Below are 24,361 nucleotides of genomic sequence, written 5' to 3' on the forward strand. Positions count from 1 at the left end.
TTTATATTGATTTTAAAGGAAGAGACAATGAAGATTTTGTTATTGGGCGCACCCGGCGCGGGCAAAGGCACGCAGGCGCAGTTCATCACCGCCGCTTTCGGTATTCCGCAGATTTCTACCGGCGATATGCTGCGCGCTGCCATTAAAGCCGGCACACCGCTGGGTTTGGAAGCCAAAAAGATTATGGATGCAGGCGGCCTGGTGCGCGACGATATCATTATCGGTATGGTAAAAGAGCGCATTGCGCAGGATGACTGCAAAAACGGCTTCCTGTTTGACGGCTTCCCGCGCACGCTGGCGCAGGCTGAAGCCATGCAGGAGGCAGGCGTGATTTTGGATGCGGTGGTGGAAATCGATGTGCCCGATGCGGTGATTCTCGAGCGCATGGCCGGCCGTCGTGTGCACCTGCCTTCCGGCCGCACTTACCACATCCGCTACAACCCGCCCAAAGTGGAAGGCAAAGACGACGTTACCGGCGAAGACCTGATCCAGCGCGACGACGACCGGGAGGAAACCGTGAAAAACCGCCTGGATGTGTACCATAAGCAAACCGCCGTGCTCATCGGCTTCTATAGCCAGCTCACTGGCGACAATGCGCCCCGTTACATCAAAATCGACGGTACACAGCCGGTGGAAGCCGTGAAAGCTGCTGTATTGTCTGCTTTAGGCAAATAAGCCGGCGCAGAAGTTTTCAGGTAGCCTCCAGCCAAGTAGCAGGCTACCTGAAACCAAAAGGCTACCTGAAAAAGGAAAAGCAATGAAAAAACTATGGTTTGCAGCCTGTGTGTTGGCGCTTTCCGCCACCGCTTCGGCCGAATTGCGCGAAAACTGCTTTTACATGCCGGAAGAGGAAAAGCCGTGGGAAGAGGCTGCCGTGATGCTGCCCGATTATCCCGATCTGCAGCGCGGCGAGTGGTTTGAGCTGTATATCAACCCCACCTACCGCAATAAAGTTTGGCTACAACTGCCCGTGCAACAAGCTGCCGACCGCAGCATGCGCTATGTGCTGGCAGTACAGCCGCAGGGCGGGCAGCCGAATATGAGTTATGAGGGCATGCGCTGCGGCGACCGCCACCTCAGATCCTTCGCCTTTGGCGATAACACCAACCGGCGCTGGATTGCTCCGCGCAATAATGTATGGCGCAAGTTCGACAGCTATGTGAACGCCAACGACCCGGTGCGTAGCCGCCTGATGGCGATTTTCTGCAACGACGGCCGCGCGCTCACTGCGCAAGAGCTCGATCAGCGCATCCGCAGCATGGGTGGGCTACACTAGCGCTGTGCACGCTTAAATAAAGATAAAGGCTACCTGAAAACCGGTTTGGGTTTCAGGTAGCCTTTTCCCCAGCCAGCCACAAATTTAGGTTAAACCCTGCTAAAGCGGCCTTTCCGCATTGTTGCCCACCCCCGATTTGCCTTACAATCGCCGTTTTCAACGGCAGAGGCCACCATGTCTTCGTCTTCTACCCCGCACACTACAGCCAGCAGCCTGGCCTTATTCCGCCGTCTGTTTGGCTACCTGAAAAACTACCTGCGCATTTTCGCCCTGGCCGTGCTCGGTATGGTGGTGGTGGCCGCTACCGGGCCGATTTTTGCTTGGTTGCTCAAACCGCTGATTAACGAAGGCTTTGTGGAGAAAAACCTTTCCGCCATGCGTTGGGTGCCGTTGGCGATTATCGGCCTGTTTATCTTGCGCGGTATTTTCAACTTCATCAACGAATACAGCACCAGCTACCTCTCCGGCCACCTGGTGCAGCAAATTCGCCGCGAAATGTTTGCCAAAATGCTCAAGCTACCGGCCGGCTATTTCAGCCAACACGGCAGCGGGCGGATTATGTCGCGTATCATGAACGATGCCAGCCAGATTACCGAGGCCGGTTTCAATGTGGTAACTGTAACCGCCAAAGACGGCATCACCGTGGTGGGGTTATTGGGCTTCCTGCTGTATCTGGATTGGCAGCTCACGATTATTACGCTGATTTTAATTCCCGTGTTGGCCTGGTGCGTGCGCCAGGTAAGCAAACGCTTGCGCCAACTTTCGCGCGAAAGCCAGCAATATACCGGGCAGATGACGCAGGTGCTGGGCGAGAGCATCACCGGTGAGCGCGTGATTAAAGTGTATGGCGGGCAGGAGCATGAGAAAAACCGCTTCGATGAAACCGCCATCAACGTGCGTCGCAACGGCGTGAAGCAAACTGCCGCCAACTCCTTCAGCACGGCGGTAACCCAGCTGATGATTGCCACCGCGCTGGCCACTATCCTTTATTTGGCTGCCGCCCGCGCCGCTTCCGATTCGTTTAGCGCCGGCGATTTCATGTCCTTCCTTTCCGCCATGCTGATGATGTTCGACCCCATCAAGCGCATGACCGGCATTTCTTCCTCGCTGCAACGCGGCCTGGCCGCCGCCGAGAGCGTGTTCCAGTTTTTAGACGAACCGGTTGAATCCGATAATGGCACAGAAACCCTCAGCGAGCACACCGGCGATATCGAGTTGGTGAACGTGAGCCACCATTATGAAGGCGCCGCCCGCAACAGCCTCGACAACATCAATCTGCACATCCCCAACGGCAGCATGGTGGCCTTGGTGGGCGCGTCCGGCTGCGGCAAAACCACGTTGGCCAACTTATTGCCGCGCTTCTTCGATCCCACCGCGGGCGAAGTGCGTATCGACGGGTGCGACATCCGCGAATACAGCATGGCCTCCCTGCGCAAACAAATGGCGCTGGTGAGCCAAGACGTGGTGTTGTTTAACGGCACGGTGGCTGAAAACATCGCCTACGGCCGTTTCGATGCCGACCCTGCCGATATTGAAGCAGCAGCTAAAGCCGCCAACGCTTGGGAATTCATCTCTGCCATGCCGCAGGGTTTGCAAACCGAAATCGGCCAAAACGGACTCAAACTCTCCGGCGGCCAGCGCCAGCGTATCGCCATCGCCCGCGCTCTGTTGAAAAACGTGCCCATCCTGATTTTGGACGAAGCCACTAGCGCGCTCGACACCAAATCCGAACGCCTGGTGCAATCCGCGCTCGACAAACTCATGCAGCAGCGCACCACCTTGGTGGTGGCGCACCGCCTCTCTACCATCGAGCAGGCCGATAACATTGTGGTGATGCACGAAGGCCGGATTGTCGAGCAGGGCAAACATGCCGAGCTGCTTGCCAAAGGCGGCCGCTACGCCGACCTCTACCGTATGCAGTTCCACGAACAGCAAGAACAGCAGGCGCAACAGGCAGAAGCCGTCGAAAGCCTGTCGGGCGTGCTTTAATGCTGTTGCATAGGAGTAAAAGTAAAGGCTACCTGAAATCTTTCAGGTAGCCTTTTTAGTATGTTTGTAGGCGAGTGTTTCATAGATTGAATTGCTAACCAGCCTTACATTCAATCGAGCCCAAAAATTTCAGATAGCACATAACACGTTGCAACAGGCTACCTGAAAATATCTACTACTCCGCTATTTCATGATGACGCATCACCCACCAGCCGCCCCACAGGCCGACCAGGATAAACGTACAAGCCAGCAGCGACCACCAAGCAAACGGCACACTCAAGAAATATTCCACCGTGCCGCATTGGCCGTAGCCGCGGATAATCGGCTCATACCAATCAAACAGCGGCGCGCCCTGTAAGCGGAAAGTCCACGGCGCCCCGCAGGAAGGCTGCTGATCTATGGGCAGGCTTTGCAGATGCAGCTGACTGATGGCCGTCCAGCCGCCCCATAGCGCCGGAATACTCACCAGCATCGCCGCCACCGTTTGCGCCCAACGGCGCTTCAGCGGCAGCAGCATGGCGAGCAGCGAAAGCAACCCCACGAAAATAATCGACACCCGCTGGATAATGCACATCACGCACGGGTCCATGCCTCGCCCATACTGCATATACAACGACATCGCCGTGCACACCGCCGCCACGGCAAAGATGCCCAACAGGATTTTTCGATAAGAACCAATCATGATCCGCTTTCATCCGGCTTGTAAAATTAGAGAGTAATATTATAAACCCGTCGCCGGGGAACGCCAAACGGCAAAGGCTACCTGAAAAATAAGCTTATCCGATACGCTGCTTTGAAGTACACATTTTCAGGAGACTGCATCATTGTTATTCGGCAACAGCGAAGAAGGGAGTATCCGGCCAACAACCAAACTCTTTGCGTTGCGTATGGTATTTGCACTCTATTTGTTGTTAAAAATTATCAAATTCATTTGTATTAGGTTGTAAAAGACTATAATCGCGCCTTGAAAATTTATCTATGTTTACTTTTTTTATCAAAGGAAAATCATGCAACACCTGTTCAAACCCACCTTTATCGCCGCCCTGCTGGCCGCTACCGCGCCCGCATGGGCCGATAATGCTGCCGAAAATGAAGGCGGCAGCGCCGAATTGGAAAGCATCCAAATCACCGCCCGCAACCGCAGCACCCGCACCGAAAACCGAAACAGCTACACCACTTCTGCCATGCGCACCACCACGGGGCTTTCGCTGTCGCCCAAGGAAACGCCGCAGTCAGTGAGCGTGATTACCAAACGGCAGATGAGTGACCAAGGCATCACCAGCATGGAAGATGCGCTGAAAACCACTACGGGCGTCAACGTTATCCGCGATACCGGTACGGCGCGCTTCCAATCGCGCGGTTTCTATATCGACCAGATTGAGGAAGACGGCATCAGCAGCGTGGTACCCGGCGCAGTAGCTAACCCCATGTACGATGCACAATCTGCTACTGATTTGGCAGTGTACGATCATATCGAAGTGGTACGCGGTGCCACGGGGCTTACCCAAGCCAACGGCGAGCCGGGCGGCACGGTCAATGCCGTGCGTAAACGCCCGACCTCTTTGCGCCAAATACAAGGCGATGTTTTGTTTAACCGCTTCGGCACCGCCCGTACCACGATTGATGTTTCCGGATCGCTGAACAAAGCGCAAACCCTGCGCGGGCGCGTGGTAGGCGTGGCAAGTAGAGACGGCAGTTTCAAAGACAGTGCGGCAGGGAACACATTCACCTTATACGGCGTGATGGATGCACAGTTAGGTGAGAATACCAAGCTCACTTGGGGCGGGCTGTATCAGCGCAAAATATCCACGCCCGATGACTGGGGTATTCCGATGGGCGTGAACGGCAGCGATTCCGGTCTGCCGCGCGACACTTTCCTCAGCTATGATTGGAGCCGCAACAGAGCCCGTAAAATCAATCTGTTTGCTGAATTGGAGCACTATTTTCCCAATGATTGGAAACTGACCGGCACGCTCAATTACAACAACAACCATTCTTTGAAACGTAACGGCGGCATTTACAGCGGCAGTACTTCCTATGCGGGCTGGACAACCGGCGGCGTTCTGCCTTCCGGCTGGCTTGGCCGATATGACCGCAACGAAAAGCAGTTCACCATCAAAACCAATCTGAATGGCAAATATCGCCTGTTGGAGCAGGAACACGATGTGTTCTTCGGCTATACCTATAACCACAAAAGCGGTGGTGGCGAACGCCGCCAGTTCCGCCATCTTCAGTCTTACGACCCGTCTTCTTTCCGGGGTAACGAAGTGGCCGAGCCGGATTGGTATGCTGGCACTCCGTGGATGTTGTGGGACTACGACAACACCGAGCGCAGTTATTCCTTAATGGCCGGTACGCGCTTCAACCCCACCGAAAAGCTGCACATTTTAGCCGGCACGCGCTACACCAATATGACCACCAAATCTGTGGTGGACTATCACTACACCGGCGGCGCGGTTGATAATGACCCGGATAGTGTTACCGAGCGCAACCACCATCGTTTTATCCCGTATTTCGGCATCACTTACGACATCACGCCGCATCACAGCATATACGCCAGCTACACCAGCATCTTCAAGCCCAACGGCAGCAAAGACCGTTATGATCGTTATCTGCCGCCGGTATTGGGCAGTAACTACGAAATCGGCTGGAAGGGCGAATGGTATGAAGGCAAGCTGAATGCTTCCGTCGCCTTGTTCGACATCGAGCAGAAAAACCGCAGCGTGCAGGTATACGACAATATCATGTCACGCTGGTATAACGAGCCGGTAGGCCGTGTGCGCAGCCGCGGCGTGGATATGGAAATTTCCGGCAAGCTGACGGACGATTGGCAGCTGTTTGCAGGCTACACGCTTAACAACAGCAAATATTTGGATGCCGAGAACCGCGGTGCGATTCCTGCGGGTACCAATTTCAGCAAGCACACGCCGCGCCATATGTTCCGCCTCTACACCAGCTACCGCCTGCCCGGTGCGGCAAACAAATGGACGATTGGCGGCGGCGTAACGGCACAAAGCGAAACCTCCAGCCTGGCCAATGTGAAGCAGGGCGGTTATGCGCTGTTTAACGCCAATGTGCAATACAGCTTCAACGACAACATGAAGCTCAGCCTGATTGGCAGCAACCTGACCGACCGGCGCGTGTATGAAAACCAGAAAACCCGGCAGAACGGCATCAACAACTATCTGATCGAACCGCGCAACATCATGCTGAAATTCGATTGGAAGCTGTAATCCCGCCGTGCGGGCAAAGAGAAAAGGCTACCTGAAAATTTTCAGGTAGCCTCTATTCGGCGGCGTGGGGCAGGGCGGTTTGCCGTGCCGTTTGCTCAGTTAGAACTTGCTTTTGATGTCGTTGATCAGGCCTTCGGCTTTGCCTTTGGCTTCGCTCATCAGCTCTTCAGCGGATTTTTTGCCTTTTTCCAGCACATCGGCCGCTTGTTTTTCCACATCGGCAATGGCTTCTTTAGCTTTGCCCACGCCTTCTTGAATCAGGCCTTCGGCTTGCAGTTTGCTGCTGCCGATGGCATCGCCCACTTCTTTTTTCACTTTGCCTACGATATCGTCGAAATTGCTCATAAAAATACTCCTTGGTTGCGTGCTATAAGAGTTGAGACTATAAACCTTTTCCGCTTCGCAAGTAAAACCGATTAACCTTGCTTTACCGTTTCAGGCCGCCTTTCCTGCCGCCTGAAAATATGCAGGCGGCTTTTTCATTACCCAATATTATCCATATCCCATTTTCAGATAGCCCGTGAAAACCCTCCGTCGTTTCCTCCGTCTTGCCGCCCCGTTTTGGTTTGCCAAAAGCCAATGGCGCGAATGGCTGCTTTTGGCCGCCGTGGTCGGCTGTTCGCTCGCCATTGTGCGCGTAAGCGTGCTGATTACTGATTGGAACAAAACATTTTACGATGCGCTCGCCGCCTTCGACAGCGCCGCCATGCCAGCGTTGGCTGGCGAATATCTGCTGTATATTACCTTGGTTACCGCCTTGGTCGCCTTCGGCAACTGGTTGCGCAAAATCCTGCTGTTCCGCTGGCGCAGCCACCTTACACAGCAGTTCCAACAGCAATGGCTCGGCCGCAGCCGCCACTACCGCCTGCAACTGCAACACGGCGGCGGGCCGGACAACCCCGACCAGCGCATTGCCGAAGACATCTTCTTGCTCTCGGAAAAAAGCATCGATTTGTTCAAATATTTCATCATGAACGCCGCCAAATTCGGCGCATTCGTGGTGATTTTGTGGCAGCTATCCAGTGTGCAAACCTTCAAAATCTTCGGGCAAAACATCACGGTGTACGGCTATCTGGTGTGGGTGGCGCTGGCCTATTCGGCAGCCTGCACTCTGCTCACTCATCTGATCGGCTGCAAGCTCCAGCCGCTCAACGTGGAACGCCAGCACCGCGAAGCCGACTACCGCGCCACCCTCTTGCGCGTGCGCGACCATGCCGAGCAAATTGCCCTGTATCGCGGCGAAGCTGCCGAACAACGCCGCCTGAACCGCCGCTTTGAAGCCGTCCGCCGCAACTGGCGCAAGCTTATCGACCGCGAACTGCACCTGGAAACCTTTTCCGCCGCCTATCTGCGCCTATCCATGTTTATTCCCATCATCGCCACCCTGCCCATGTATCTGGCACATACCCTCACTTTCGGCGACATGATGAAGGCACGCAGCGCGTTTTCCAACGTGCAGGACGGCTTCGGCTGGTTTATGGATTACTACAAACGCATCATCGAATGGGCATCCGTGGTGGAACGTCTGGACGGTTTTCAGGTAGCCCTGAACACGCTGGACGACATACCGCAAAAGCAGCCCGCACATGATAGCGACGGCAAATCCGGCCAAACCGCCGCACTCAAAGCGGACAAGCTCACCCTCCACACCGCAGACGGCCGCACCCTGCTGCACGGCCTCTCGCTCGCCGCCCGCGCCGCCGAATGGCTACTGCTTGAAGGCCGCAGCGGCATTGGCAAATCCACTCTGCTGCGCACGCTGGCCGGGCTGTGGCCATATTATCAAGGCCGTTTCGCCATCCAAGGCCGCAGCCTGTTCCTGCCGCAACGCCCCTACCTGCCGCACGACAGCCTGCGTAACGTGCTTGCCTATCCGTATGCTACTGCACCTGATAACGCCGCCATCGCCCAAGTATTAAGGCAAACCGGCCTGCCGCGCCTGACCGCGCTCGATCCCGATGTCGAACACGAGTGGCACAACATCCTCTCCGGCGGCGAACAGCAGCGCCTCAGCCTTGCCCGAGCCTTGCTGCATCACCCCGACGTATTGTTTCTGGACGAAGCCACCAACCAGCTGGACGATACTTCCGCCGCCGAATTGATGCGAATATTGCGGCAAGCCCTGCCGGATGCCTTGTGCATCGGTATCAGCCATCAGGCACGGATTCAGGAGTTATTTGATCGGAGGGTAGATTTGGCAGGATTTATGACAGGGGAAATGGCGGTTTGCGAGACAGAGGACACAGCTTGAAACAAAAGCTACCTGAAATTCCAGGTAGCCTTTCTATTGCTGTGGTTCGGCATTGTTGTAACGATATTTGGTTTTGCCGATTTCTTTTTTAAAGTCCGGAGAACTCTACTATTACGCCTGTTGTAACCGAGTTGAAATCTTGCTTCTGGCTAGCTTTCCAGCGAATGGTTGCTGGTTTACTAAGAGCAAGAATATAGTTGGTTGCCCGAATTTTCTCTGTGATGACTGCCTAGCGGAGGCTACCTGAAAATTATTCGGCTATATTTTCAGGTAGCCTTATTGTATGCCGCAAAGGCTACCTGAAAGCAGTTAATGTCTTCGTTTATCATACTCAATTTGTTTGCAAAATTCATATTGCTGGCACTTGGGAGATAATTCCGGCAAGCAAGTTTTAATCTATGCAATATTTCGCACAAGCCGGCAAAATAGGCTACAATCGCCCCGTTTTCGACCACCCCTCAAATAAAGGTTGAGCCATGCTAACCGGTAGTCTTGTCGCCATCATCACTCCGATGCGTGAAGATGGCAGTGTCCACTACGAACAATTCCAACGTCTGATTGATTGGCATGTTGCCAACGGCACTGATGCCATTGTCGCCGTTGGTACCACCGGCGAGAGCACCACGCTCAGCGTGCCGGAAAAGATTGAAGTGATCGAGGCAGCCATCCGCTTTGCCGACGGCCGCATTCCGGTGATTGCCGGTACCGGTGTGAACAGCACCAGTGAAGCCATCGAGCTGTCTCGTGCGGCAGTTGGCTCCGGCGCGTATGCTACGCTGTCTGTGGTGCCGTACTACAACAAACCACCGCAGGAAGGCATCTACCGCCACTTCGCTGCTATTGCCGAAGCGGCGGATATCCCGATGATTGTGTATAACGTGCCCGGCCGCACTGTGGTCAACATGAACAACGACACCGTGCTACGCTTGGCCGAAATCCCCAATATCATCGGCATCAAGGAAGCCAGTGGCGACATTGGCCGCATGGTGGATCTGATTAACCGCGTGCCCGAAGATTTTGCCATCTATTCTGGCGATGACCCCACCAGTATGGCCGCCATGCTGTGTGGTGCACACGGTGTGATTACCGTGGCCGGCAACGTGGCGCCCAAGTTGTTTTCCGATATGTGCCGTGCCTCGCTAGCTGGCAATCTGGCCGAAGCCCGTGCGCTGAACGCCAAACTGGTGCCGCTGTATCAAGAAATGTTTTGCGAGCCCAGTCCTGCTGCGCCGAAATGGGCGCTGGAAAAACTGGGCTTGTGCGGCCGTGCCGTGCGCTTGCCGATGGTAAGCCTGAGCGAAACCGGCCAGGCGCGCGTGAGCGCCGCACTGCAAAAACTGCAACTGATTTAATTGGATTTAATTACAAGTTTCAACCCTGAAGGACATAGCTGCATGAACGTATTCAAACTGCCCGCCGCCTTGTTGATGGCCAGCCTGGTGGCCGGTTGCGCTACTAAAACCGAAACGCCAAAGCTAGACTACCAAACTGAAAACCGCAAAGTGGTGAGCTTGGAAGTGCCGCCCGATTTAGACAACCCTTCGCAAGGCAATATATACAACCTGCCCGCTGGCGGCTCAGTGCGGGCCAGCGATGTTGCCCGTAGCCAGCAGGCTGCTGCCAACAAAGCGGGTTCGCCGGTGTTGGCTGAGGTGAAAAACATCACCATGCAGCGAGAAGGTGGTGAGCGTTGGCTGAACATTGCCAACAAAAACCCAGCCGAAGTGTGGCCACTCTTGCACGCTTTCTGGCAAGAGCAGGGCTTCGTGATTGCCCGTGAAGAGCCGGGTATCGGCCTGATGGAAACCGATTGGGCAGAAAATCGCGCCAAACTGCCGCAAGACGGCCTGCGCCGCCTGTTTGAACGCGTCGGCTTGGGCGGTGTATATTCCACCGGCGAGCGCGACAAATTCACCATCCGCCTCGAGCGCAACAGCAAAGGCGGTACCGATGTATTCTTCACCCACCGCGGTATGAAGGAAACCTACGCCGACCACAACAAAGACACCACCATGTGGCAGCCTTCACAGCGCGATACCGCTTTAGAAGCTACGCTGCTCGGCCGCTTCATGCAGTATTTAGGTGCCGACGAACAACAAATTGAGCAAGCGCTGAAACAGCGGCAGGCTGCCGCCCCGCGCAACGGCGATTTGGCCAGCCTGGAAAAAGGCCGCCTGATTTTGCGCGGTAATCAAGCCCGCAATTGGCGTCGTGTCGGCCTTGCGCTCGACCGCATCGGCCTGAGCGTTACTGCCCAAAACACCCAACGCCAAGCCTATTTGGTTCAGGTGGCTCCTGCCGAAGGGAAAGCCGTGCGCACCGAGAAACCCGGCTTCTTCAGCCGCCTATTCGGCCGCAGCAGCAAACCTGCCGAACCGCAGGCACAGCCTGAATTTGTGGTGGCTGTGCAGCCGCAAGGCAATAACAGCAGCCAATTGGTGTTATCCAACAAAGACGGCAGCCCCTACCAAGGCGCGGATGCACAAACTTGGCTGGGCCGCCTGTATAACGAACTGCGCTGATGGCACAATGAGAAAGTAGCCTTTAATGCAGATTAAAGGCTACTTCTGTATTGTCTGTATTCAAGGCTACCTGAAAGTTTGTTGTATCCAAGAGGCTGTTTTTCCTTAATCCAACTATGCCGATAGTTTTCAGGTAGCCTTATCCCGCTCGCCAGGCAGCTTGGAAAGCCTTTATGGCAAACAAAAACAAATAGAGAACTGTTACAATACGCCGCATTTGTTTCCTTATTTTCGACCATCATTCAGGAGTTGCACATGCTTTTGTTCTTGCTAATTATTGTTGCCGTTGCCATCAGTTGGCTGGTTAAGGTTTACAACACCTTGCAAAGCAGTATGCAGAGCATTCGCGAAGGGTTTTCCAATTTGCAGGCTGGTTTGAAAAAACGCCAGCAGCTCAGTGGGCAGATTATCGAAATTGCATCCGGCTATTTGGAACACGAGCAAATCACGCAACTTAAAGTAGCTCAGGCTAACAATACCCAACATATGATGGCTATGGCGCAATCGTTTCCGCAACTGAAAGCTAATGCCACCTATCAAAAGCTGATGGGGCAGCTGGAGCGCTTGGAAAATGAAATTCTCGAGCGTCGTGAAAGCTACAACAACCGCGTGCGCCGTTTCAACAGCTACCGCAACTCCTTCCCCGCCGTGTTGGTGGCGCAGAAGCTGTCGTTTGGCACGGTGGAATATTTCAACAGCGATGATGAAAAATTTGATGCACAGGCACAGAGTTTTGCCCGCGACGATACCGAATGCTTGCAAAAAATTATTGGCAGCAGCGCACAGGCGGTTAAATCGGCATCCGAACACGCAACACGGGCAGCCAAAGAAGGTGTATCGCAGCTAAAACAGCAATATGGCGACAAACCTAATGTAGTAGATACCACGCAGGATGTAATAGCACAAAATGAGGAATCGCAGGATACCGGGCAGCCAAACGGTTCGCCACAATAAAAGATTGGCCGTTTATGTTTTCAGGTAGCCTTCCCGGCTACCCGAAAACATAGGCTGTTACAAAGCCGGAACAGGGTAAGGAGTATCCGGCTAATTTTTATTTGCCGAAAGGTTGCCTGAAAGCGCATCCTTTAACGGAAGTGAATTCAGAATTCGCCATTTCCGTCTCATTCGGATTCAAATGATCTATTGAAATCAAATTAATCCTAAATTTAACCTTTCTTGCTCTAACGCATATTGCCATGAATAAAACCAGACGCTACCTGAAACTTACCGCGCTGTTCACGATACTATTTATCCTGTTGCTGCTCGCGGGCAATGTGTTATTTATTTTGAAATACACCGCCGCAGCTGTAGCCTGTTTCCTGGCCGCCTTCCTGTGCATGGCCGGGCAGATGGCTTCGTTGGCCAAGTTTTTACGCGAAAAACAGCTGGTCGCCCAACAGATGCAGCAGGCTGTTTCACAGCAGGTAGAAAATGAAGCTCAACCGACAGGTAAGGAGGTAACGTGAAAAAATTAGTATTAGCCAGTACCAACGCCGGAAAATTGCGTGAATTCAACACTCTGTTTGTCAAACTCGGCTGGCAGGTATGTCCCCAGTCGGATTTTGCCGTGCCCGAATGCCCGGAACCGCATGTTAGTTTTGTGGAAAACGCGCTGGTAAAGGCACGGCATGCCAGCCGACATAGCGATTTGCCCGCACTGGCTGACGACAGCGGTATTTGCGCGCCTGCCCTAAACGGCGCACCGGGCGTGCTCTCCGCACGCTATGCCGGAGAGGAGCTGCGTTCTGATGCTGCTAACAACGCCAAACTGAGTGCTGACTTGGCTGCGCAGGCCAACCGCGCCGTGTATTACGTTTGCGTGCTGGTTTTAGTGCGCCACGCCGATGACCCGCAGCCGCTGATTGCAGAAGGTGTGTGGCACGGGCAATGGCAGGAACAGGCCGCCGGGAGCAACGGCTTTGGCTACGATCCACATTTCTACCTACCCGATTTGCAGCAAACTGCCGCCCAGCTTGCACCAGACACCAAAAACCAACTTAGCCACCGTGCTCAAGCTTTGCGGCAACTGGCAGAAAAAATCCGTGCCGGATTTTAACAGCATGAAACACCCGTTACCCATTCTTCAGGTCAAAGGCTACCTGAAAATAAACATAGTAAATTTTGCCAAAACAAACGCAGTGAGTTTTTGCGGAGCTAAAACTAATGCAGCAGGTTTCGTCAAAATCGGCATGGCCGGCTACGCTATGCTGCTGGCCGCCTGTTCTACCTTGCCCGCCAGTGCCGAACCTGCTAGGAACAACATCATTAGCGGCGAAGTGGTTCGTGCGTGGGACGGTGATACGCTACATCTGCAAGACCACCGCTCCGGTCAACGGCATAAACTCCGCCTTGCCGGCATCGATGCGCCGGAATTGGAGCAAGCCCAGGGCAAAGCCTGCCGCGACCGTTTGGCCGAACAAGTGCTGCATCGACAAGTACAGGCCGAAATCGTGGATACCGACCGCTACGGCCGCAAAGTGCGCACAAATCCGCCTAAATGGCCAGGATATCAACCGACAGCAGGTGGCCGACGGCTGCGCCTGGCACTATCGCCGCTACGCCCGCGAATGGCAGAGCGAGGCCGAATATGCCGCTTATGCGGAAGCTGAGGTGCAAGCCAAAAACCAGCGGTTCGGTCTGTGGCGGCAAGCTTCTCCACAGGCACCGTGGCAGTTTCGTCATCGGCAGCCACAACAGTATTGGCATTGAAAAGGCCACCTGAAAATGTGAGCCTCAACGAAGCTAAAACGAGGTTGCAACAAAGTAAAAACGGATGGAATAAGCTTTGCCGAAACCAGGCATCTGCTTAATCAAAATCGTTCGCAATAAAACCGCCTATCCCTGCCAACACAATGCTATAATTTACAAATTTTTCCGCCGCCGTGCGGGTTAACTTTATTCAGAAAGACAATATGGCAGCCTTCAACACACAAAAAGTCCTGTCCGTACACCACTGGACTGACGCCTATTTCACCTTCACCTGCACCCGCGACGACAGCCTGCGCTTTGAAAACGGCCAATTCGTCATGGTCGGCCTGCTGGTGGACGGCAAACCTCTGATGCGTGCCTACAGCGTGGCTTCCGCCAACTGGGAAGAGCATCTCGAATTTTTCAGCATTAAAGTGCCAGATGGCCCGCTCACCAGCCGCCTGCAGCACCTCAAAGTTGGCGACGAAGTGCTCATCAGCAAAAAGCCCACCGGCACCCTGATTTGTGGTGATTTAAATCCCGGTAAACATCTCTATTTGCTCTCAACCGGCACTGGTATTGCCCCGTTTTTAAGCATCACCAAAGATCTGGAAGTGTATGAGCAGTTTGAAAAAGTGATTCTCGTGCACGGTGTGCGCTATAAAAAAGACCTCGCCTACTACGATCGCTTCACCCAAGAGCTGCCTAATCACGAATACCTGGGTGAAATGATTCGTGAGAAACTGATTTACTACCCAATTGTTTCTCGTGAGGAATTTCAACATCAAGGTCGTCTCACCGATTTGATGCGGAGCGGCAAACTGTTCGAAGATATCGGCCTGCCACCGATTAACCCACAAGACGACCGTGCTATGCTGTGTGGCAGCCCGGCCATGCTCAAAGACACCAGTGATGTGCTCAACAGCTTTGGCTTAACTGTGTCGCCCAAAATGGGGCAGCGCGGCGATTATCTGATTGAGCGCGCGTTTGTAGACCAATAAAGTTTGAGTATTTTAGTGAAGAAAAGGCTACCTGAAAACGCAGCGAGGCGAAGTTTCTGCGAAGCTAAAATTTCCGGTAGCCTTTGAGGACGGATGGATTGCTGCCTTGTGTGAGAAATGGGCTCTCTATCAGCTGCTGTCTGCTTTTGGCAAATACAGAATCAGTGCTGTTTTCCAGTGTATCAGCAATATGGTTATCGATTCATCCCGTACCAGTAAAGGCAGCACGATGGATTCACCGCATGTAATCAGGTTGGCGGTGATGTCGTAGTAGAACAGGTTGCTTGTCGGTACGCTGTCGAGCAAGTGCAGTAAAGTAGAGCAAATAGCAGAATTGGTGTAGGGTGGGATATATTGCTTGAATGAAAACTGCACTCAAGATGCAGTTTCATGATCAGGGTTGTCCAGCTAGTGAACAAGAAAGTTTTCGATTAAATGACAGGTAGCTCGCGGATAGGTAGAAATTGTAGACACCTACAGCATAACGTAATTCTTCGTTATTACTGTCTAGCCAAGAGGGCAGTCTGGTGTGGGAATCGGTGTGGCAGTGTTAGTAGACGTCGACTGGAGTCTTCATGTTTTATCAGACATAGAAGGGGAGAACTTGAGAAATTTAGCGGGACTTGTTTTACTTGTTTTTATTTTGTTTAAGCTTTGCTTTCAGGCGGCCTTCGTAGCGGATTCACATACTTTGTGATGTGAGTTGGCGAGTATAAGCTTAAGCTGCTCAGGCATATGGGAAGATGCAACGTTGTATGATAAATATATAAGAAAAGGCTTAACTATTTTTAGTTAAGCCTTTGGCTTTTTGGTCGGAGTGAAAGGATTCGAACCTTCGACCCCTTGCACCCCATGCAAGTGCGCTACCAGACTGCGCCACACTCCGACTTCCGAAAAAAACGATTCTAAGCTGTTTTTTGCGGCTTGGCAAGGACTGCTTCGATTTTTTCTAAAATTACCTGCAAATCCTGCCAAACTTCTTCAGCAGTGGCAGCGGGGCGATTTAGGCTGTCGTGGCCGTTTAGATTGAAACGGTCGATGTAGGTGGGGAAACTGCCGCTTAATTTACGGATCTTCACCACATCTTGCCGGGTGTATTGGTTGCCGCCATGGCCGATCACTACGCCGTTATCTTGCTGCCATTGGAAGAATTGTTCGGGCTGGATATCGGCTAGATAGCACAATTCTTCCAGGCTGAAGTAGCGTTTAACTGGAATGGGCGGTAAGGCGCGTTCAGTTTTGTTTACCATAGTGGTGTTCCACCATGCCTTTGAGTTTTTGGCTGGCGTGGAAGGTTACCACTCGGCGAGCGGTAATCGGAACTTCTTTGCCGGTTTTGGGATTGCGGCCAGGGCGTTGCGGTTTGTCACGCAGTTGGAAGTTGCCGAAGCCGGAAATTTTGATTTCCTCACCGCGTTCTAAAGTGGCGCGGATCTCTTCGAAGAAGAGTTCAACGATTTCTTTTGCATCGCTCTTGCTAATATTGCTGACTTTTTCTACCAGAATATTGGCCAATTCTGCTTTAGTGAGTGTCATTGAGTTTACCTCTAAAGTTACTAAGTTGAGAATTATCGCTAATTACTTTTTAGAAATCAAGTGAATGCTGCTACATGCGGAAAAATCTGTGAAATGAGACGACAGATTATGTGGCAATTTGTTCATTATGCCTATAAACAGTGGATTTCACTGGCAGCTGTTCCAAAAAGGCTACCTGAAAAATGGCTGTGCTTTGATATGGCCAAAGCTCATTTTTCTACAATGCGAGCTAACGCAGTAGGAAGAAAACCAGTGCTTTGGCTATATTTGCAGCCAGGTTTGTAGTGCGACTGGATTTTCGATAGTAAGCCAGGCGGTGTTGGCGGCGGCAAGCCGTACAGTGGCAGAGGTGTGATACAACACGCCGTATCGGAAGTAGTGCAATTTGGCTTGGCTGCTGGCTTTCTGCTGCTGCCATTGAACGGCGAAGTCATTGGTAGCATAGCCGTTGATGGCAATGATGCGGTCGCCTGCAGCAAGGCCTGCTTGTTCGGCACTGCCGCCGTTGAGTACGTGGCTTAGGGTGATGTCGCTGCTGTTTTGCTGGAAGCGGGCACCGAAGTCGTTGGCTGGCAGAGTAGGGGGTAACAGCCCGCAGCCGCCGTTGTGCGAGGGTGGCAAGGGCAACCAATGCAGGCGCAAGCCAGCGTGGGCGAGGGCGGTTTCGAAAGGCAGGGCTTGGGTGCTGCGGATGAGTTGGTTAAACAGGCTACGTAAGTCGAGGCCAGTGATGGTTTGGGCAAGCTCTTCCCATTCGGTTTCGTGCAGGGGTTGTTTTCTGGTTAGCCAGTCCTGATAGAGGGCTTGCATGATGCTGTCGAGACTATGCCAGCTTTGCTTGCGTATGTACAGGTCGAGGCAAAGGGCGGCGAGGGTGCCTTGCTGGTAGTAGCTGGTAATGACATTGGGACTGTTCTCGTTTTGCTTATAGTATTTGTCCCAGGCGTGGAAGCTGGATTGGGCTAGGGTTTGCAGGCGGTGTCCGGGATTGCGGTGCACACGGGTGATGGTTTTAGCTAAGAGTTCGAGATAGGCGGTGGGGCTGATACAACCGCTACGCACGAGGAATAGGTTGTCGTAATAGGAGGTGATGCCTTCGAATGCCCATAAAAGCTCGGTGTAGGCTTCTTGGTTGAGATCGGATTGGGCAAGGGCGGCGGGTTTGATGGATTTGACGTTCCAGGCGTGGAAGTATTCGTGGGAAATCAGGCCGAGCAGCTGGGTGTAGTTGGCAGAGGCTTCGGCAAGGTTATTTTCAGGTAGCCAGCTGCGATCGGCGAGCAGGGCAGTGGATGATGTGTGCTCGAGGCCGCCGTAGACGTGATCGCCCAGGTGCAGCAAGAAGGTGTAGTGCGTAAATGGGGCGGGGCTGGGGAAGAATTGGAGTTGGGCGGTGCAGATGGCTTGGGTGTCGGCCAGCAGGCGTTGACGGTCGAAGTCGGGGTAGTGGCCGCTGAGGACGATGCGATGTGGAATGCCGGCAGCGGTGAATTCGAGAATTTCGAGGGTGCCGGATTCAAGCGGGCAATCGATAAGATGACGGTAGTTGTTTGCTTGGTAGAGATGGTTATCCAGCCTGGGCAGGGCGGTGGCAGTTTGCCATTGGCTGGGGAAACAGAGTTCGACTTGGTGTGGCTCTTCGGTGTGTGAGGCTACCTGAAAAAACAGGGCGGCGCCGTCGAAGAAGGCGCGTTCGCTATCTAAATAGCAGCCGCGTACGGAGAGATCGAAGGCATAAACGTCGTATTCAATGAGCCAGTCGCCGGGTGTGTTTTCTTCGGCCTGCCAGATATTTTTGCTGACGGCTTGTAAGTTGGCAGTTTGGCCGTTACAGCTGGCTTCAATACGGACGATGTGCCGGGCAAACTCGCGAATCATATAGCTACCGGGCACCCAGTTGGGCAGGGTGAGGCGGACGGCTTGGCTGCCGCAGTGGCTGAAACGCAGGCAGACGCGGAAGAGATGCTGTTCAGGCAAGGGAGTAATGGTGTAGTGGAGCATTTGCTTGTTTCGCTAGAACTGAATGGGATACAGCTTTTTCAGGAAACCTGTTTTGTTAAAAATGAAAATTTGCTTTATATACTGTTTAAGTTACATGCAATACCAGTATTAAAGGAGAGTACAGCTATCTTTCAATATAGAGAATAGAGATTTTTCATGAGAACATAAACCTATAACTACAAAGTAGTGCGGCAGTTTGCCGTGATGACGGTGGTTGGGGTGTGGTTGGAATATTGGTTAGAGTAACTGTGACTGCACAGCTCTATTTTCCGCAGCTGAATCTATCTGAGTTGGGGCCGTGGTTCCCTTCTGGCCGTTTACGTCCACCGCATACCAATGCCATTATTTTTGTATTCGGTAGCTGTGGCTTAATTGCCACATCTTAATTATGGTGCAGCACGCTTGTAACGCTCGTCTATATGGCGGTTGACTACCAGCCTTTACATTCTGGAGCTGGCAGCTGGTGATTCTGCTGGCGGCGGTTGCCCTGCCAATGAACTATACCAAGGAAATTGGAGTATACCGATCAATATTGCCTACTACTACGACAAATTCAAAACGCACTACGATGAAGAGGAGCGGCACATCATCGATGATAATGATTCGATCAATAACAACAACCAGACTCCCTAAAGCCGTGAATACGGAGCACAACAATGAATACATCCCTCTTTAAACTGGCAATTTCCGGAACTACTACATTACTGGCATCGTCGCAATCAGCTTTATCAGGCTGATATGGCTAATTTTGTCGCAAAGTAAAGTTAAGATACCGGCCAAAGGCGAAGATGTAAAAACCACCGGCCACAATTGGAACGGCATCGAGGAATACAACGATCCGCTGTCACACTCTAGTGTTTTACCTCATATTATTCTGATTTGACTGTTTTCCATCGGCTATCCTAACCACCTATGTGTGGGGTAAAGCTAATCCGAGTAGTGCCACCAAGCCCGCAGCAACAACAGCGTCCGCTCTTGCATCTGCCGGCGCTTCGTCAGCTAGTGCTGCTTCCTCTGCATCGCAGCCTGCAGCCAAGTAAGAAAGCATCCATTTGAAGGCTACCTGAAAAATGCCTTAGCTTTTTCAGGTAGCCTTTCCTATACGCCGCGTTTACAATATAGCCAAATCTTCTTTACAGGACGCAAATCATGCTAGATATCCAACTTTTCCGCACCGATGCGGCCGCCGTTGCTACCAAACTGGCGCAGCGCGGTTTTGTTTTCAACCCTACTGTCTTCGACGCGCTGGAAGCGCATCGTAAGGCCCTGCAGATGCGTACCGAAGAGCTGCAATCACGGCGCAACAGCGTGTCCAAACAAATCGGCGCGCTCAAAGGGCAGGGTAAGCACGCCGAAGTCGAAGCAGCCATGTCCGAAGTGGCGAAAATCAAAACTGATTTAGAACGGGCTGATACCGATTACCAAACCGTACAGGCACAAATCGACACTCTGTTGCTCAGTATTCCAAATCTGCCACATGAGAGCGTGCCGGCCGGCAAAGATGAAACCGAAAATGTAGAAGTGCGTCGCGTGGGCAGCCCGCGCCAATTTGATTTCGAAATCAAAGACCATGTGGACTTAGGCGAAAAGCTCGGTCTCGACTTTGAAACTGCTGCTGCGCTTTCCGGCGCCCGCTTCAGCCTGATGAAAGGCCAAGTTGCCCGCCTGCACCGTGCCTTGGCGCAATTTATGCTCGACACCCACACCCAACAGCACGGCTACACAGAGTGCTATACACCTTATATCGTCAGCGACAGCACCCTCATCGGCACAGGCCAGCTGCCCAAATTCGGTGAAGATCTGTTCCACGTTACCCGTGGTGGCAACGAGAGCAAAACCATGCAATACCTTATTCCCACTGCCGAAGTAACTCTGACCAACACCGTGCGCGAGCGCATCCTGTCCGCCAATGCACTACCTATCAAGCTTACCGCCCATTCACCCTGTTTCCGCAGCGAAGCCGGTTCACACGGCAAAGACACACGCGGCCTTATCCGCCAGCACCAGTTCGACAAAGTGGAAATGGTGCAAATCGTCCACCCAGAACACTCCTATGCCGCACTAGAAGAAATGGTCGGCCACGCCGAGCGCATCCTACAATTGCTCGAACTGCCTTACCGCGTTATTACCCTGTGTACCGGCGACATGGGCTTCGGTGCCGCCAAAACCTACGATTTGGAAGTGTGGGTGCCCGCGCAAAACACCTACCGCGAAATCTCCAGCTGCTCCAACTGCGAAGATTTCCAAGCCCGCCGCATGAAAGCCCGCTTCAAAGATGAAGATGGTAAAAATCGCTTAGTGCACACCCTGAACGGCTCCGGCTTGGCAGTAGGTCGTACCTTAGTGGCGGTGTTAGAAAACCACCAAAATGCCGACGGCAGCATCAACATCCCTGCTGCCTTGCGCCCCTATTTGGGCGGCGTGGACAAGCTTGTTCCCTAAGCCTAAAGGCTACCTGAAAACCTATTTTTGGTTTTTCAGGTAGCCTTCATGTAATATCAATTAGCTGACTAGATGATAGATTTACACTGCCATTCCAATGTTTCAGATGGTGCTCTGCCACCACGCGAAATGGTGAAACTAGCACACGCCAATGGTTGTACCTTGCTTGCGCTTACCGACCACGACCACACCGGCGGCCTGGACGAAGCACGGCAGGAAGCGCAAGCCTTGGGCATTCGGCTGATAAACGGCGTGGAAGTCTCCGTGAGCTGGCGCAAGCGCACCATCCATATCGTTGGCCTCAATTTCGATGACACCGATGCCGTACTGCAAAACCTGCTGGCCAGGCTGCGGCGCGGACGGCTGGAGCGTTTTTTGCGCATGGCGGAAAAGCTTGAGAAGAAAGGCCTTGCCGGTGCCTGCGAGGGCGCGCTCGCGCTGGTGCCCAACCGTGAAATGGCCAGCCGCACCCATCTGGCGCAATGGCTGATGGAACAAGGCCATGTGCGTAATAAACAGCAGGCTTTTAAAAAATATTTGGGTGATGGTAAACCTGGCTACGTAAGGCATGAATGGGCTACGCTCGAAGAGGCCGTAGCTGCTATTTTGGGTGCAGGCGGCATTGCAGTTGTTGCCCACCCCATCCGCTACGGCCTCTCTGCCACCGCTCAGCGTAATTTATTCACTGAATTTAAAGCGCTGGGTGGGCAGGCTATTGAGGTGCACAGCAGCACCACCGACTTGAACGACCGCCTCAACTACGCCCGCCTCGCTGAGCAACACGGCTTTCTGGCCAGCGCTGGTAGCGATTTCCATCGCATAGGCGACTTCGGCAGCGGTCGCCTCGGTGCATGCCCGCCACTGCCCGAGCGCTGTCGGCCGGTTTGGCAAGAATTTTGCTTGTAGTACTCCATTCACGCACTAATGCTTTGTGCACGGGAAAACGATATAAGGAAATGAACCATGATCAAACAGTTTGAAATCAACAACTATGTGAGAAAGCAGCTGCAAGACTACCTTACTGAGAAAAAGCTCACGCTGGAGCAGGCCATGGCTGAAGAAATAAGCAACAACGAAATTGCCGCCATCGTGCATGCCGGCCTGCCCGGCATGGTGCGCAAGATTTATTCCCTAGGCAAAATGCAAACCTTCTTCTGGGAAAAGCGCGAACTTATCCAGGGATTTATTGCAGACCGACTGCAAAGTGTGAATGGAGAAAAGACAAAAAAAGCTAAATAAGGTAACCTGCCGAAAAGTGTCAGGCTGTATTCCTCGTGAGGAAGGAATGTAGGACTGATAATCGAAGATTTTATTAATAATTAGAGGAGTGATAAATATGTTTTTGGTTTTACTAGCCCTGATTTTGGCCGGTGTAGTGGCTTTCTTCTTTTTCCGCAACCGTCGCATTGAACAGGAAATTGAGCGCCAGCGCCGTGAAGAGGAAATTGAGCGTATCTTGGAGCGCAAAAAACAGGAAATCGAGCAGAACAGAACGCTGAACTGATTGCTTGATTGGGCACTGCGCGCGCTATTGCTCAAATTGCCGAAAAAGGCTACCTGAAACCTTTAGGTAGTCCTTTTTTATATCGCACGCTGGCTAATAAGCAACACTATTTCTCTATTTTTCCTTCTTTATCTTGCATTGTTTCAGCTTTGGTTTGCTGCCGCTTGGCACGGGGGTGGGTATCATCGTACACGCGAGCGAGATGGTCGAAATCCAGCTTGGTGTAGTGCTGGGTGGTGGCGAGCTGACTGTGGCCGAGCAGCTCTTGTACAGCACGGATGTCGCGGGTGTTTTGCAACAGGTGGCTAGCATAGCTGTGGCGCAACATATGGGGACTGAGGTGGCAGCTGCCGTAACGGGCGGCGAATTGTTGCAGGCGTTTTTGGATTTGGCGGGCACCGAGGCGGCGGCCGGTACGGCCGGTGAAGAGGGCTGTTTCGTTGGGCGCGGCGGTACGGGTTTTCAGGTAGCCTTCGAGGGTGCGGATACTTTGAGCGGTGAGGGGAAGATGGCGTTGTTTGCAGCCTTTACCGGTGACGGCCACCCAACCGCTTTGCAGGTTAAGGTCGGCCAGGTTGAGAGCACAGGCTTCAGCAAGGCGCAGGCCGCTGCCGTAGAGCAGCTCAAAGATGGCAAGGTCTCGACTGTCGAGCAGATTTTCTGGGGCTTGGTCGAGGAGTTGGTTAAGCGGCTCGGCAGGTACAGCTTTGGGCAGGCGTTCAGGGGATCTGGGGGCTTTAAGACCGTGGGTGGGGTCGGTTTTCAGATAGCCTGTTCGCACCAGCCAGCGGCAAAATTGCCGCCAAGCGCTGAGGCGGCGGGCGATGCTGTGTGGGTGCTGGTTTTGTTGGCCAAGCTGGCGCAGGGCGGCGGTGAACAATGGTCGGGCAAGTGCGCTTTGCGGCTGAAAATTGGCCAGCCAGGCGAGGTCTCGGCGGTAGGCGGCTAGGGTGTGAGGGGAGTGGTTTTGCTGTTGCAGGCTGTGCAGCCAGGCTTCGATTTGTGCTATCCAACCGCTGCTCATTGCTCTGCTCTGTGGTGAGTAAAATGGGCGCGGAAGGCGGCGGGAGTATGCTCGATAAGCTGGGCGGCGTAGTTGAAAAACACCATGCCGCATTGTACGCGGGCGATTTCGGTGTGGTCGGCTGCCCGGGAGAGTTTGGCGAAAAACGGGAAACCGGCCTTGCCAATTTCGCCTAAGGCTACCTGAACTAGCAGCTCTTCGCCATGAAAGGCTTGGGCACGGTATTGCACGACAGCATCGGCCATAATCAGACCGGCACCGAAGGCATCGGTTTCAGTGCAGCCGTGCGCGGCAAGAAAGCGTAAGCGGGCTTCGTGGGCGATGCGCAAAACGGCATCGTTGGCAAGGTGGTTACCATAGTTGAGGTGGCCGACTTCTAGCATGATGCGGGTTTCAAAACAGAAGTGTTCCGGCAGGTTGATTTGGATGCGCTGAGCGGCTGGCATACTAGGGCTCCGCTGATTAAAAACCATGTTATCTTAGCATTTGTTGCCTAATTATTGAACGTGTTGCAACAACATTCTGTAAAAAGGCTACCTGAACTAGCAGCTCTTCGCCATGAAAGGCTTGGGCACGGTATTGCACGACAGCATCGGCCATAATCAGACCGGCACCGAAGGCATCGGTTTCAGTGCAGCCGTGCGCGGCAAGAAAGCGTAAGCGGGCTTCGTGGGCGATGCGCAAAACGGCATCGTTGGCAAGGTGGTTACCATAGTTGAGGTGGCCGACTTCTAGCATGATGCGGGTTTCAAAACAGAAGTGTTCCGGCAGGTTGATTTGGATGCGCTGAGCGGCTGGCATACTAGGGCTCCGCTGATTAAAAACCATGTTATCTTAGCATTTGTTGCCTAATTATTGAACGTGTTGCAACAACATTCTGTAAAACAGCTGTGT

At 53.1% G+C, this 24,361-nt stretch carries 27 protein-coding genes, 1 tRNA gene and 2 pseudogenes; 20 read left to right on the top strand and 10 right to left on the bottom strand.

The genetic code is table 11. The features are described from left to right. Positions 1-27: 27 nt before the first annotated feature. The 3 genes from adk (at position 28) to msbA (ending at position 3,265) form a co-directional block, all read left to right on the top strand. Positions 28-675: an adenylate kinase gene (gene adk, locus A7P99_RS01765; RefSeq protein WP_035580042.1), complete on the top strand. Its 648-nt coding sequence runs from the start codon at positions 28-30 to the stop codon at positions 673-675. A gap of 82 nt (positions 676-757) precedes the next feature. Beyond that, positions 758-1,276, top strand: a complete 519-nt coding sequence (locus A7P99_RS01770; RefSeq protein WP_067686312.1) for a CNP1-like family protein — start codon at positions 758-760, stop codon at positions 1,274-1,276. Positions 1,277-1,450: 174 nt separating this feature from the next. After that, positions 1,451-3,265 (top strand): lipid A export permease/ATP-binding protein MsbA, encoded by a 1,815-nt coding sequence (msbA, locus tag A7P99_RS01775; RefSeq protein WP_067686314.1) that lies wholly within the window; start codon positions 1,451-1,453, stop codon positions 3,263-3,265. A gap of 175 nt (positions 3,266-3,440) precedes the next feature. On the opposite strand, the gene A7P99_RS01780 is transcribed toward msbA, so the two are convergent. Continuing rightward, the gene (locus tag A7P99_RS01780) at positions 3,441-3,947 is read right to left on the bottom strand and encodes a disulfide bond formation protein B (protein ID WP_067527693.1); all 507 of its coding nucleotides are present in this window, start codon (positions 3,945-3,947) and stop codon (positions 3,441-3,443) included. Between the two features lie 325 nt (positions 3,948-4,272). Between A7P99_RS01780 and A7P99_RS01785 the strand changes: the two genes are divergently transcribed. Next, complete coding sequence (locus A7P99_RS01785; protein ID WP_067527695.1) at positions 4,273-6,498, top strand: TonB-dependent siderophore receptor; 2,226 nt, start codon at positions 4,273-4,275, stop codon at positions 6,496-6,498. Positions 6,499-6,597: 99 nt separating this feature from the next. On the opposite strand, the gene A7P99_RS01790 is transcribed toward A7P99_RS01785, so the two are convergent. Further along, on the bottom strand, positions 6,598-6,843 hold the full coding sequence (locus A7P99_RS01790) for a CsbD family protein (RefSeq protein ID WP_049258466.1): 246 nt from the start codon (positions 6,841-6,843) through the stop codon (positions 6,598-6,600). A 175-nt stretch (positions 6,844-7,018) separates the two neighbouring features. On the opposite strand from A7P99_RS01790, the gene A7P99_RS01795 reads away from it, so the two are divergent. The 9 genes from A7P99_RS01795 (at position 7,019) to A7P99_RS01830 (ending at position 14,960) form a co-directional block, all read left to right on the top strand. After that, the gene (locus A7P99_RS01795) at positions 7,019-8,749 is read left to right on the top strand and encodes an ABC transporter ATP-binding protein/permease (RefSeq protein ID WP_067686317.1); all 1,731 of its coding nucleotides are present in this window, start codon (positions 7,019-7,021) and stop codon (positions 8,747-8,749) included. A 476-nt stretch (positions 8,750-9,225) separates the two neighbouring features. After that, a complete protein-coding gene (gene dapA, locus A7P99_RS01800) occupies positions 9,226-10,101 on the top strand; it encodes a 4-hydroxy-tetrahydrodipicolinate synthase (protein WP_067686320.1) in 876 nt (291 codons plus the stop codon). Positions 10,102-10,143: 42 nt separating this feature from the next. Then, positions 10,144-11,271 carry an outer membrane protein assembly factor BamC gene (gene bamC / locus A7P99_RS01805; protein WP_067527699.1) on the top strand — a complete coding sequence of 376 codons (1,128 nt, stop codon included), beginning with the start codon at positions 10,144-10,146 and terminating at the stop codon, positions 11,269-11,271. 255 nt (positions 11,272-11,526) lie between these two features. Next, on the top strand, positions 11,527-12,225 hold the full coding sequence (locus tag A7P99_RS01810) for a LemA family protein (protein ID WP_082880648.1): 699 nt from the start codon (positions 11,527-11,529) through the stop codon (positions 12,223-12,225). A 242-nt stretch (positions 12,226-12,467) separates the two neighbouring features. Then, positions 12,468-12,737: an NGO_0222 family membrane protein gene (locus A7P99_RS01815; protein WP_067446894.1), complete on the top strand. Its 270-nt coding sequence runs from the start codon at positions 12,468-12,470 to the stop codon at positions 12,735-12,737. Continuing rightward, complete coding sequence (gene rdgB, locus A7P99_RS01820) at positions 12,734-13,327, top strand: RdgB/HAM1 family non-canonical purine NTP pyrophosphatase (RefSeq protein ID WP_067446896.1); 594 nt, start codon at positions 12,734-12,736, stop codon at positions 13,325-13,327. Before A7P99_RS01815 ends, rdgB begins: the two co-directional genes overlap by 4 nt. Before the next feature lie 4 nt (positions 13,328-13,331). Further along, complete coding sequence (locus A7P99_RS10535) at positions 13,332-13,880, top strand: thermonuclease family protein (protein ID WP_255361281.1); 549 nt, start codon at positions 13,332-13,334, stop codon at positions 13,878-13,880. Next, a complete protein-coding gene (locus tag A7P99_RS10540) occupies positions 13,795-13,980 on the top strand; it encodes a hypothetical protein (protein ID WP_255361282.1) in 186 nt (61 codons plus the stop codon). The genes A7P99_RS10535 and A7P99_RS10540 overlap by 86 nt, the downstream gene beginning before the upstream one ends. Positions 13,981-14,183: 203 nt before the next feature. Further along, a complete protein-coding gene (locus A7P99_RS01830; RefSeq protein ID WP_067446898.1) occupies positions 14,184-14,960 on the top strand; it encodes a ferredoxin--NADP reductase in 777 nt (258 codons plus the stop codon). Positions 14,961-15,089: 129 nt separating this feature from the next. Here the strand turns inward: A7P99_RS01830 and A7P99_RS09925 are convergent, their stop codons facing one another. From A7P99_RS09925 to A7P99_RS01850, 5 genes are all read right to left on the bottom strand, one after another. Then, a complete protein-coding gene (locus A7P99_RS09925) occupies positions 15,090-15,335 on the bottom strand; it encodes a hypothetical protein (RefSeq protein WP_153705443.1) in 246 nt (81 codons plus the stop codon). 434 nt (positions 15,336-15,769) lie between these two features. Beyond that, positions 15,770-15,846: transfer RNA gene (locus A7P99_RS01835), tRNA-Pro, on the bottom strand. 19 nt (positions 15,847-15,865) lie between these two features. After that, positions 15,866-16,210 carry a hypothetical protein gene (locus A7P99_RS01840; RefSeq protein ID WP_067439022.1) on the bottom strand — a complete coding sequence of 115 codons (345 nt, stop codon included), beginning with the start codon at positions 16,208-16,210 and terminating at the stop codon, positions 15,866-15,868. Further along, a complete protein-coding gene (locus tag A7P99_RS01845) occupies positions 16,194-16,496 on the bottom strand; it encodes an integration host factor subunit alpha (protein WP_067439019.1) in 303 nt (100 codons plus the stop codon). The genes A7P99_RS01840 and A7P99_RS01845 overlap by 17 nt, the downstream gene beginning before the upstream one ends. 261 nt (positions 16,497-16,757) lie before the next feature. Beyond that, positions 16,758-18,497, bottom strand: a complete 1,740-nt coding sequence (locus A7P99_RS01850) for a M61 family metallopeptidase (RefSeq protein WP_067686323.1) — start codon at positions 18,495-18,497, stop codon at positions 16,758-16,760. A 204-nt stretch (positions 18,498-18,701) separates the two neighbouring features. Between A7P99_RS01850 and A7P99_RS10365 the strand changes: the two are divergent. From A7P99_RS10365 to A7P99_RS09930, 7 genes and pseudogenes are all read left to right on the top strand, one after another. Then, positions 18,702-19,005: pseudogene (locus A7P99_RS10365) on the top strand (cytochrome C oxidase Cbb3); the annotation flags it as partial. Continuing rightward, a complete protein-coding gene (locus A7P99_RS10190) occupies positions 18,924-19,130 on the top strand; it encodes a hypothetical protein (RefSeq protein ID WP_153705442.1) in 207 nt (68 codons plus the stop codon). The pseudogene A7P99_RS10365 and the gene A7P99_RS10190, both read left to right, overlap by 82 nt. A gap of 67 nt (positions 19,131-19,197) precedes the next feature. Beyond that, positions 19,198-19,341, top strand: a pseudogene (locus A7P99_RS10370) (cbb3-type cytochrome c oxidase N-terminal domain-containing protein); the annotation flags it as partial. Between the two features lie 305 nt (positions 19,342-19,646). Further along, a complete protein-coding gene (gene serS / locus A7P99_RS01855; RefSeq protein WP_067686326.1) occupies positions 19,647-20,939 on the top strand; it encodes a serine--tRNA ligase in 1,293 nt (430 codons plus the stop codon). 72 nt (positions 20,940-21,011) lie between these two features. Then, positions 21,012-21,845, top strand: a complete 834-nt coding sequence (locus A7P99_RS01860) for a PHP domain-containing protein (protein ID WP_067446903.1) — start codon at positions 21,012-21,014, stop codon at positions 21,843-21,845. Between the two features lie 57 nt (positions 21,846-21,902). Further along, positions 21,903-22,178: a hypothetical protein gene (locus A7P99_RS01865; protein ID WP_067444782.1), complete on the top strand. Its 276-nt coding sequence runs from the start codon at positions 21,903-21,905 to the stop codon at positions 22,176-22,178. A gap of 97 nt (positions 22,179-22,275) precedes the next feature. Next, positions 22,276-22,443 carry a hypothetical protein gene (locus A7P99_RS09930; RefSeq protein ID WP_153705441.1) on the top strand — a complete coding sequence of 56 codons (168 nt, stop codon included), beginning with the start codon at positions 22,276-22,278 and terminating at the stop codon, positions 22,441-22,443. Positions 22,444-22,549: 106 nt separating this feature from the next. Here the strand turns inward: A7P99_RS09930 and A7P99_RS01870 are convergent, their stop codons facing one another. From A7P99_RS01870 to A7P99_RS01880, 3 genes are read right to left on the bottom strand one after another with little or no spacing between them, the layout of a single operon-like run. Beyond that, entirely contained in the window at positions 22,550-23,467 is a 918-nt protein-coding gene (locus A7P99_RS01870; protein ID WP_067446905.1) for a tyrosine-type recombinase/integrase, read from the bottom strand. After that, positions 23,464-23,913, bottom strand: a complete 450-nt coding sequence (locus A7P99_RS01875; protein ID WP_067439001.1) for a thioesterase family protein — start codon at positions 23,911-23,913, stop codon at positions 23,464-23,466. Before A7P99_RS01875 ends, A7P99_RS01870 begins: the two co-directional genes overlap by 4 nt. 28 nt (positions 23,914-23,941) lie before the next feature. After that, positions 23,942-24,268 (bottom strand): thioesterase family protein, encoded by a 327-nt coding sequence (locus tag A7P99_RS01880; RefSeq protein ID WP_231866508.1) that lies wholly within the window; start codon positions 24,266-24,268, stop codon positions 23,942-23,944. Positions 24,269-24,361: the final 93 nt, after the last annotated feature.

Source organism: Eikenella sp. NML120348, assembly GCF_001648435.1.
Classification (GTDB): Bacteria; Pseudomonadota; Gammaproteobacteria; order Burkholderiales; family Neisseriaceae; genus Eikenella; species Eikenella exigua.

Coding starts and splice junctions, on each gene's coding strand:
- adk (WP_035580042.1), top strand. CDS start 28: ATGAAGATTTTGTTATTGGGCGCACCCGGCGCGGGCAAAGGCACGCAG.
- A7P99_RS01770 (WP_067686312.1), top strand. CDS start 758: ATGAAAAAACTATGGTTTGCAGCCTGTGTGTTGGCGCTTTCCGCCACC.
- msbA (WP_067686314.1), top strand. CDS start 1,451: ATGTCTTCGTCTTCTACCCCGCACACTACAGCCAGCAGCCTGGCCTTA.
- A7P99_RS01780 (WP_067527693.1), bottom strand. CDS start 3,947: ATGATTGGTTCTTATCGAAAAATCCTGTTGGGCATCTTTGCCGTGGCG.
- A7P99_RS01785 (WP_067527695.1), top strand. CDS start 4,273: ATGCAACACCTGTTCAAACCCACCTTTATCGCCGCCCTGCTGGCCGCT.
- A7P99_RS01790 (WP_049258466.1), bottom strand. CDS start 6,843: ATGAGCAATTTCGACGATATCGTAGGCAAAGTGAAAAAAGAAGTGGGC.
- dapA (WP_067686320.1), top strand. CDS start 9,226: ATGCTAACCGGTAGTCTTGTCGCCATCATCACTCCGATGCGTGAAGAT.
- bamC (WP_067527699.1), top strand. CDS start 10,144: ATGAACGTATTCAAACTGCCCGCCGCCTTGTTGATGGCCAGCCTGGTG.
- A7P99_RS01810 (WP_082880648.1), top strand. CDS start 11,527: ATGCTTTTGTTCTTGCTAATTATTGTTGCCGTTGCCATCAGTTGGCTG.
- A7P99_RS01815 (WP_067446894.1), top strand. CDS start 12,468: ATGAATAAAACCAGACGCTACCTGAAACTTACCGCGCTGTTCACGATA.
- A7P99_RS10535 (WP_255361281.1), top strand. CDS start 13,332: ATGAAACACCCGTTACCCATTCTTCAGGTCAAAGGCTACCTGAAAATA.
- A7P99_RS01830 (WP_067446898.1), top strand. CDS start 14,184: ATGGCAGCCTTCAACACACAAAAAGTCCTGTCCGTACACCACTGGACT.
- A7P99_RS01840 (WP_067439022.1), bottom strand. CDS start 16,210: ATGGTAAACAAAACTGAACGCGCCTTACCGCCCATTCCAGTTAAACGC.
- A7P99_RS01845 (WP_067439019.1), bottom strand. CDS start 16,496: ATGACACTCACTAAAGCAGAATTGGCCAATATTCTGGTAGAAAAAGTC.
- A7P99_RS01850 (WP_067686323.1), bottom strand. CDS start 18,497: ATGCTCCACTACACCATTACTCCCTTGCCTGAACAGCATCTCTTCCGC.
- serS (WP_067686326.1), top strand. CDS start 19,647: ATGCTAGATATCCAACTTTTCCGCACCGATGCGGCCGCCGTTGCTACC.
- A7P99_RS01860 (WP_067446903.1), top strand. CDS start 21,012: ATGATAGATTTACACTGCCATTCCAATGTTTCAGATGGTGCTCTGCCA.
- A7P99_RS01865 (WP_067444782.1), top strand. CDS start 21,903: ATGATCAAACAGTTTGAAATCAACAACTATGTGAGAAAGCAGCTGCAA.
- A7P99_RS09930 (WP_153705441.1), top strand. CDS start 22,276: ATGTTTTTGGTTTTACTAGCCCTGATTTTGGCCGGTGTAGTGGCTTTC.
- A7P99_RS01870 (WP_067446905.1), bottom strand. CDS start 23,467: ATGAGCAGCGGTTGGATAGCACAAATCGAAGCCTGGCTGCACAGCCTG.
- A7P99_RS01875 (WP_067439001.1), bottom strand. CDS start 23,913: ATGCCAGCCGCTCAGCGCATCCAAATCAACCTGCCGGAACACTTCTGT.
- A7P99_RS01880 (WP_231866508.1), bottom strand. CDS start 24,268: ATGCCAGCCGCTCAGCGCATCCAAATCAACCTGCCGGAACACTTCTGT.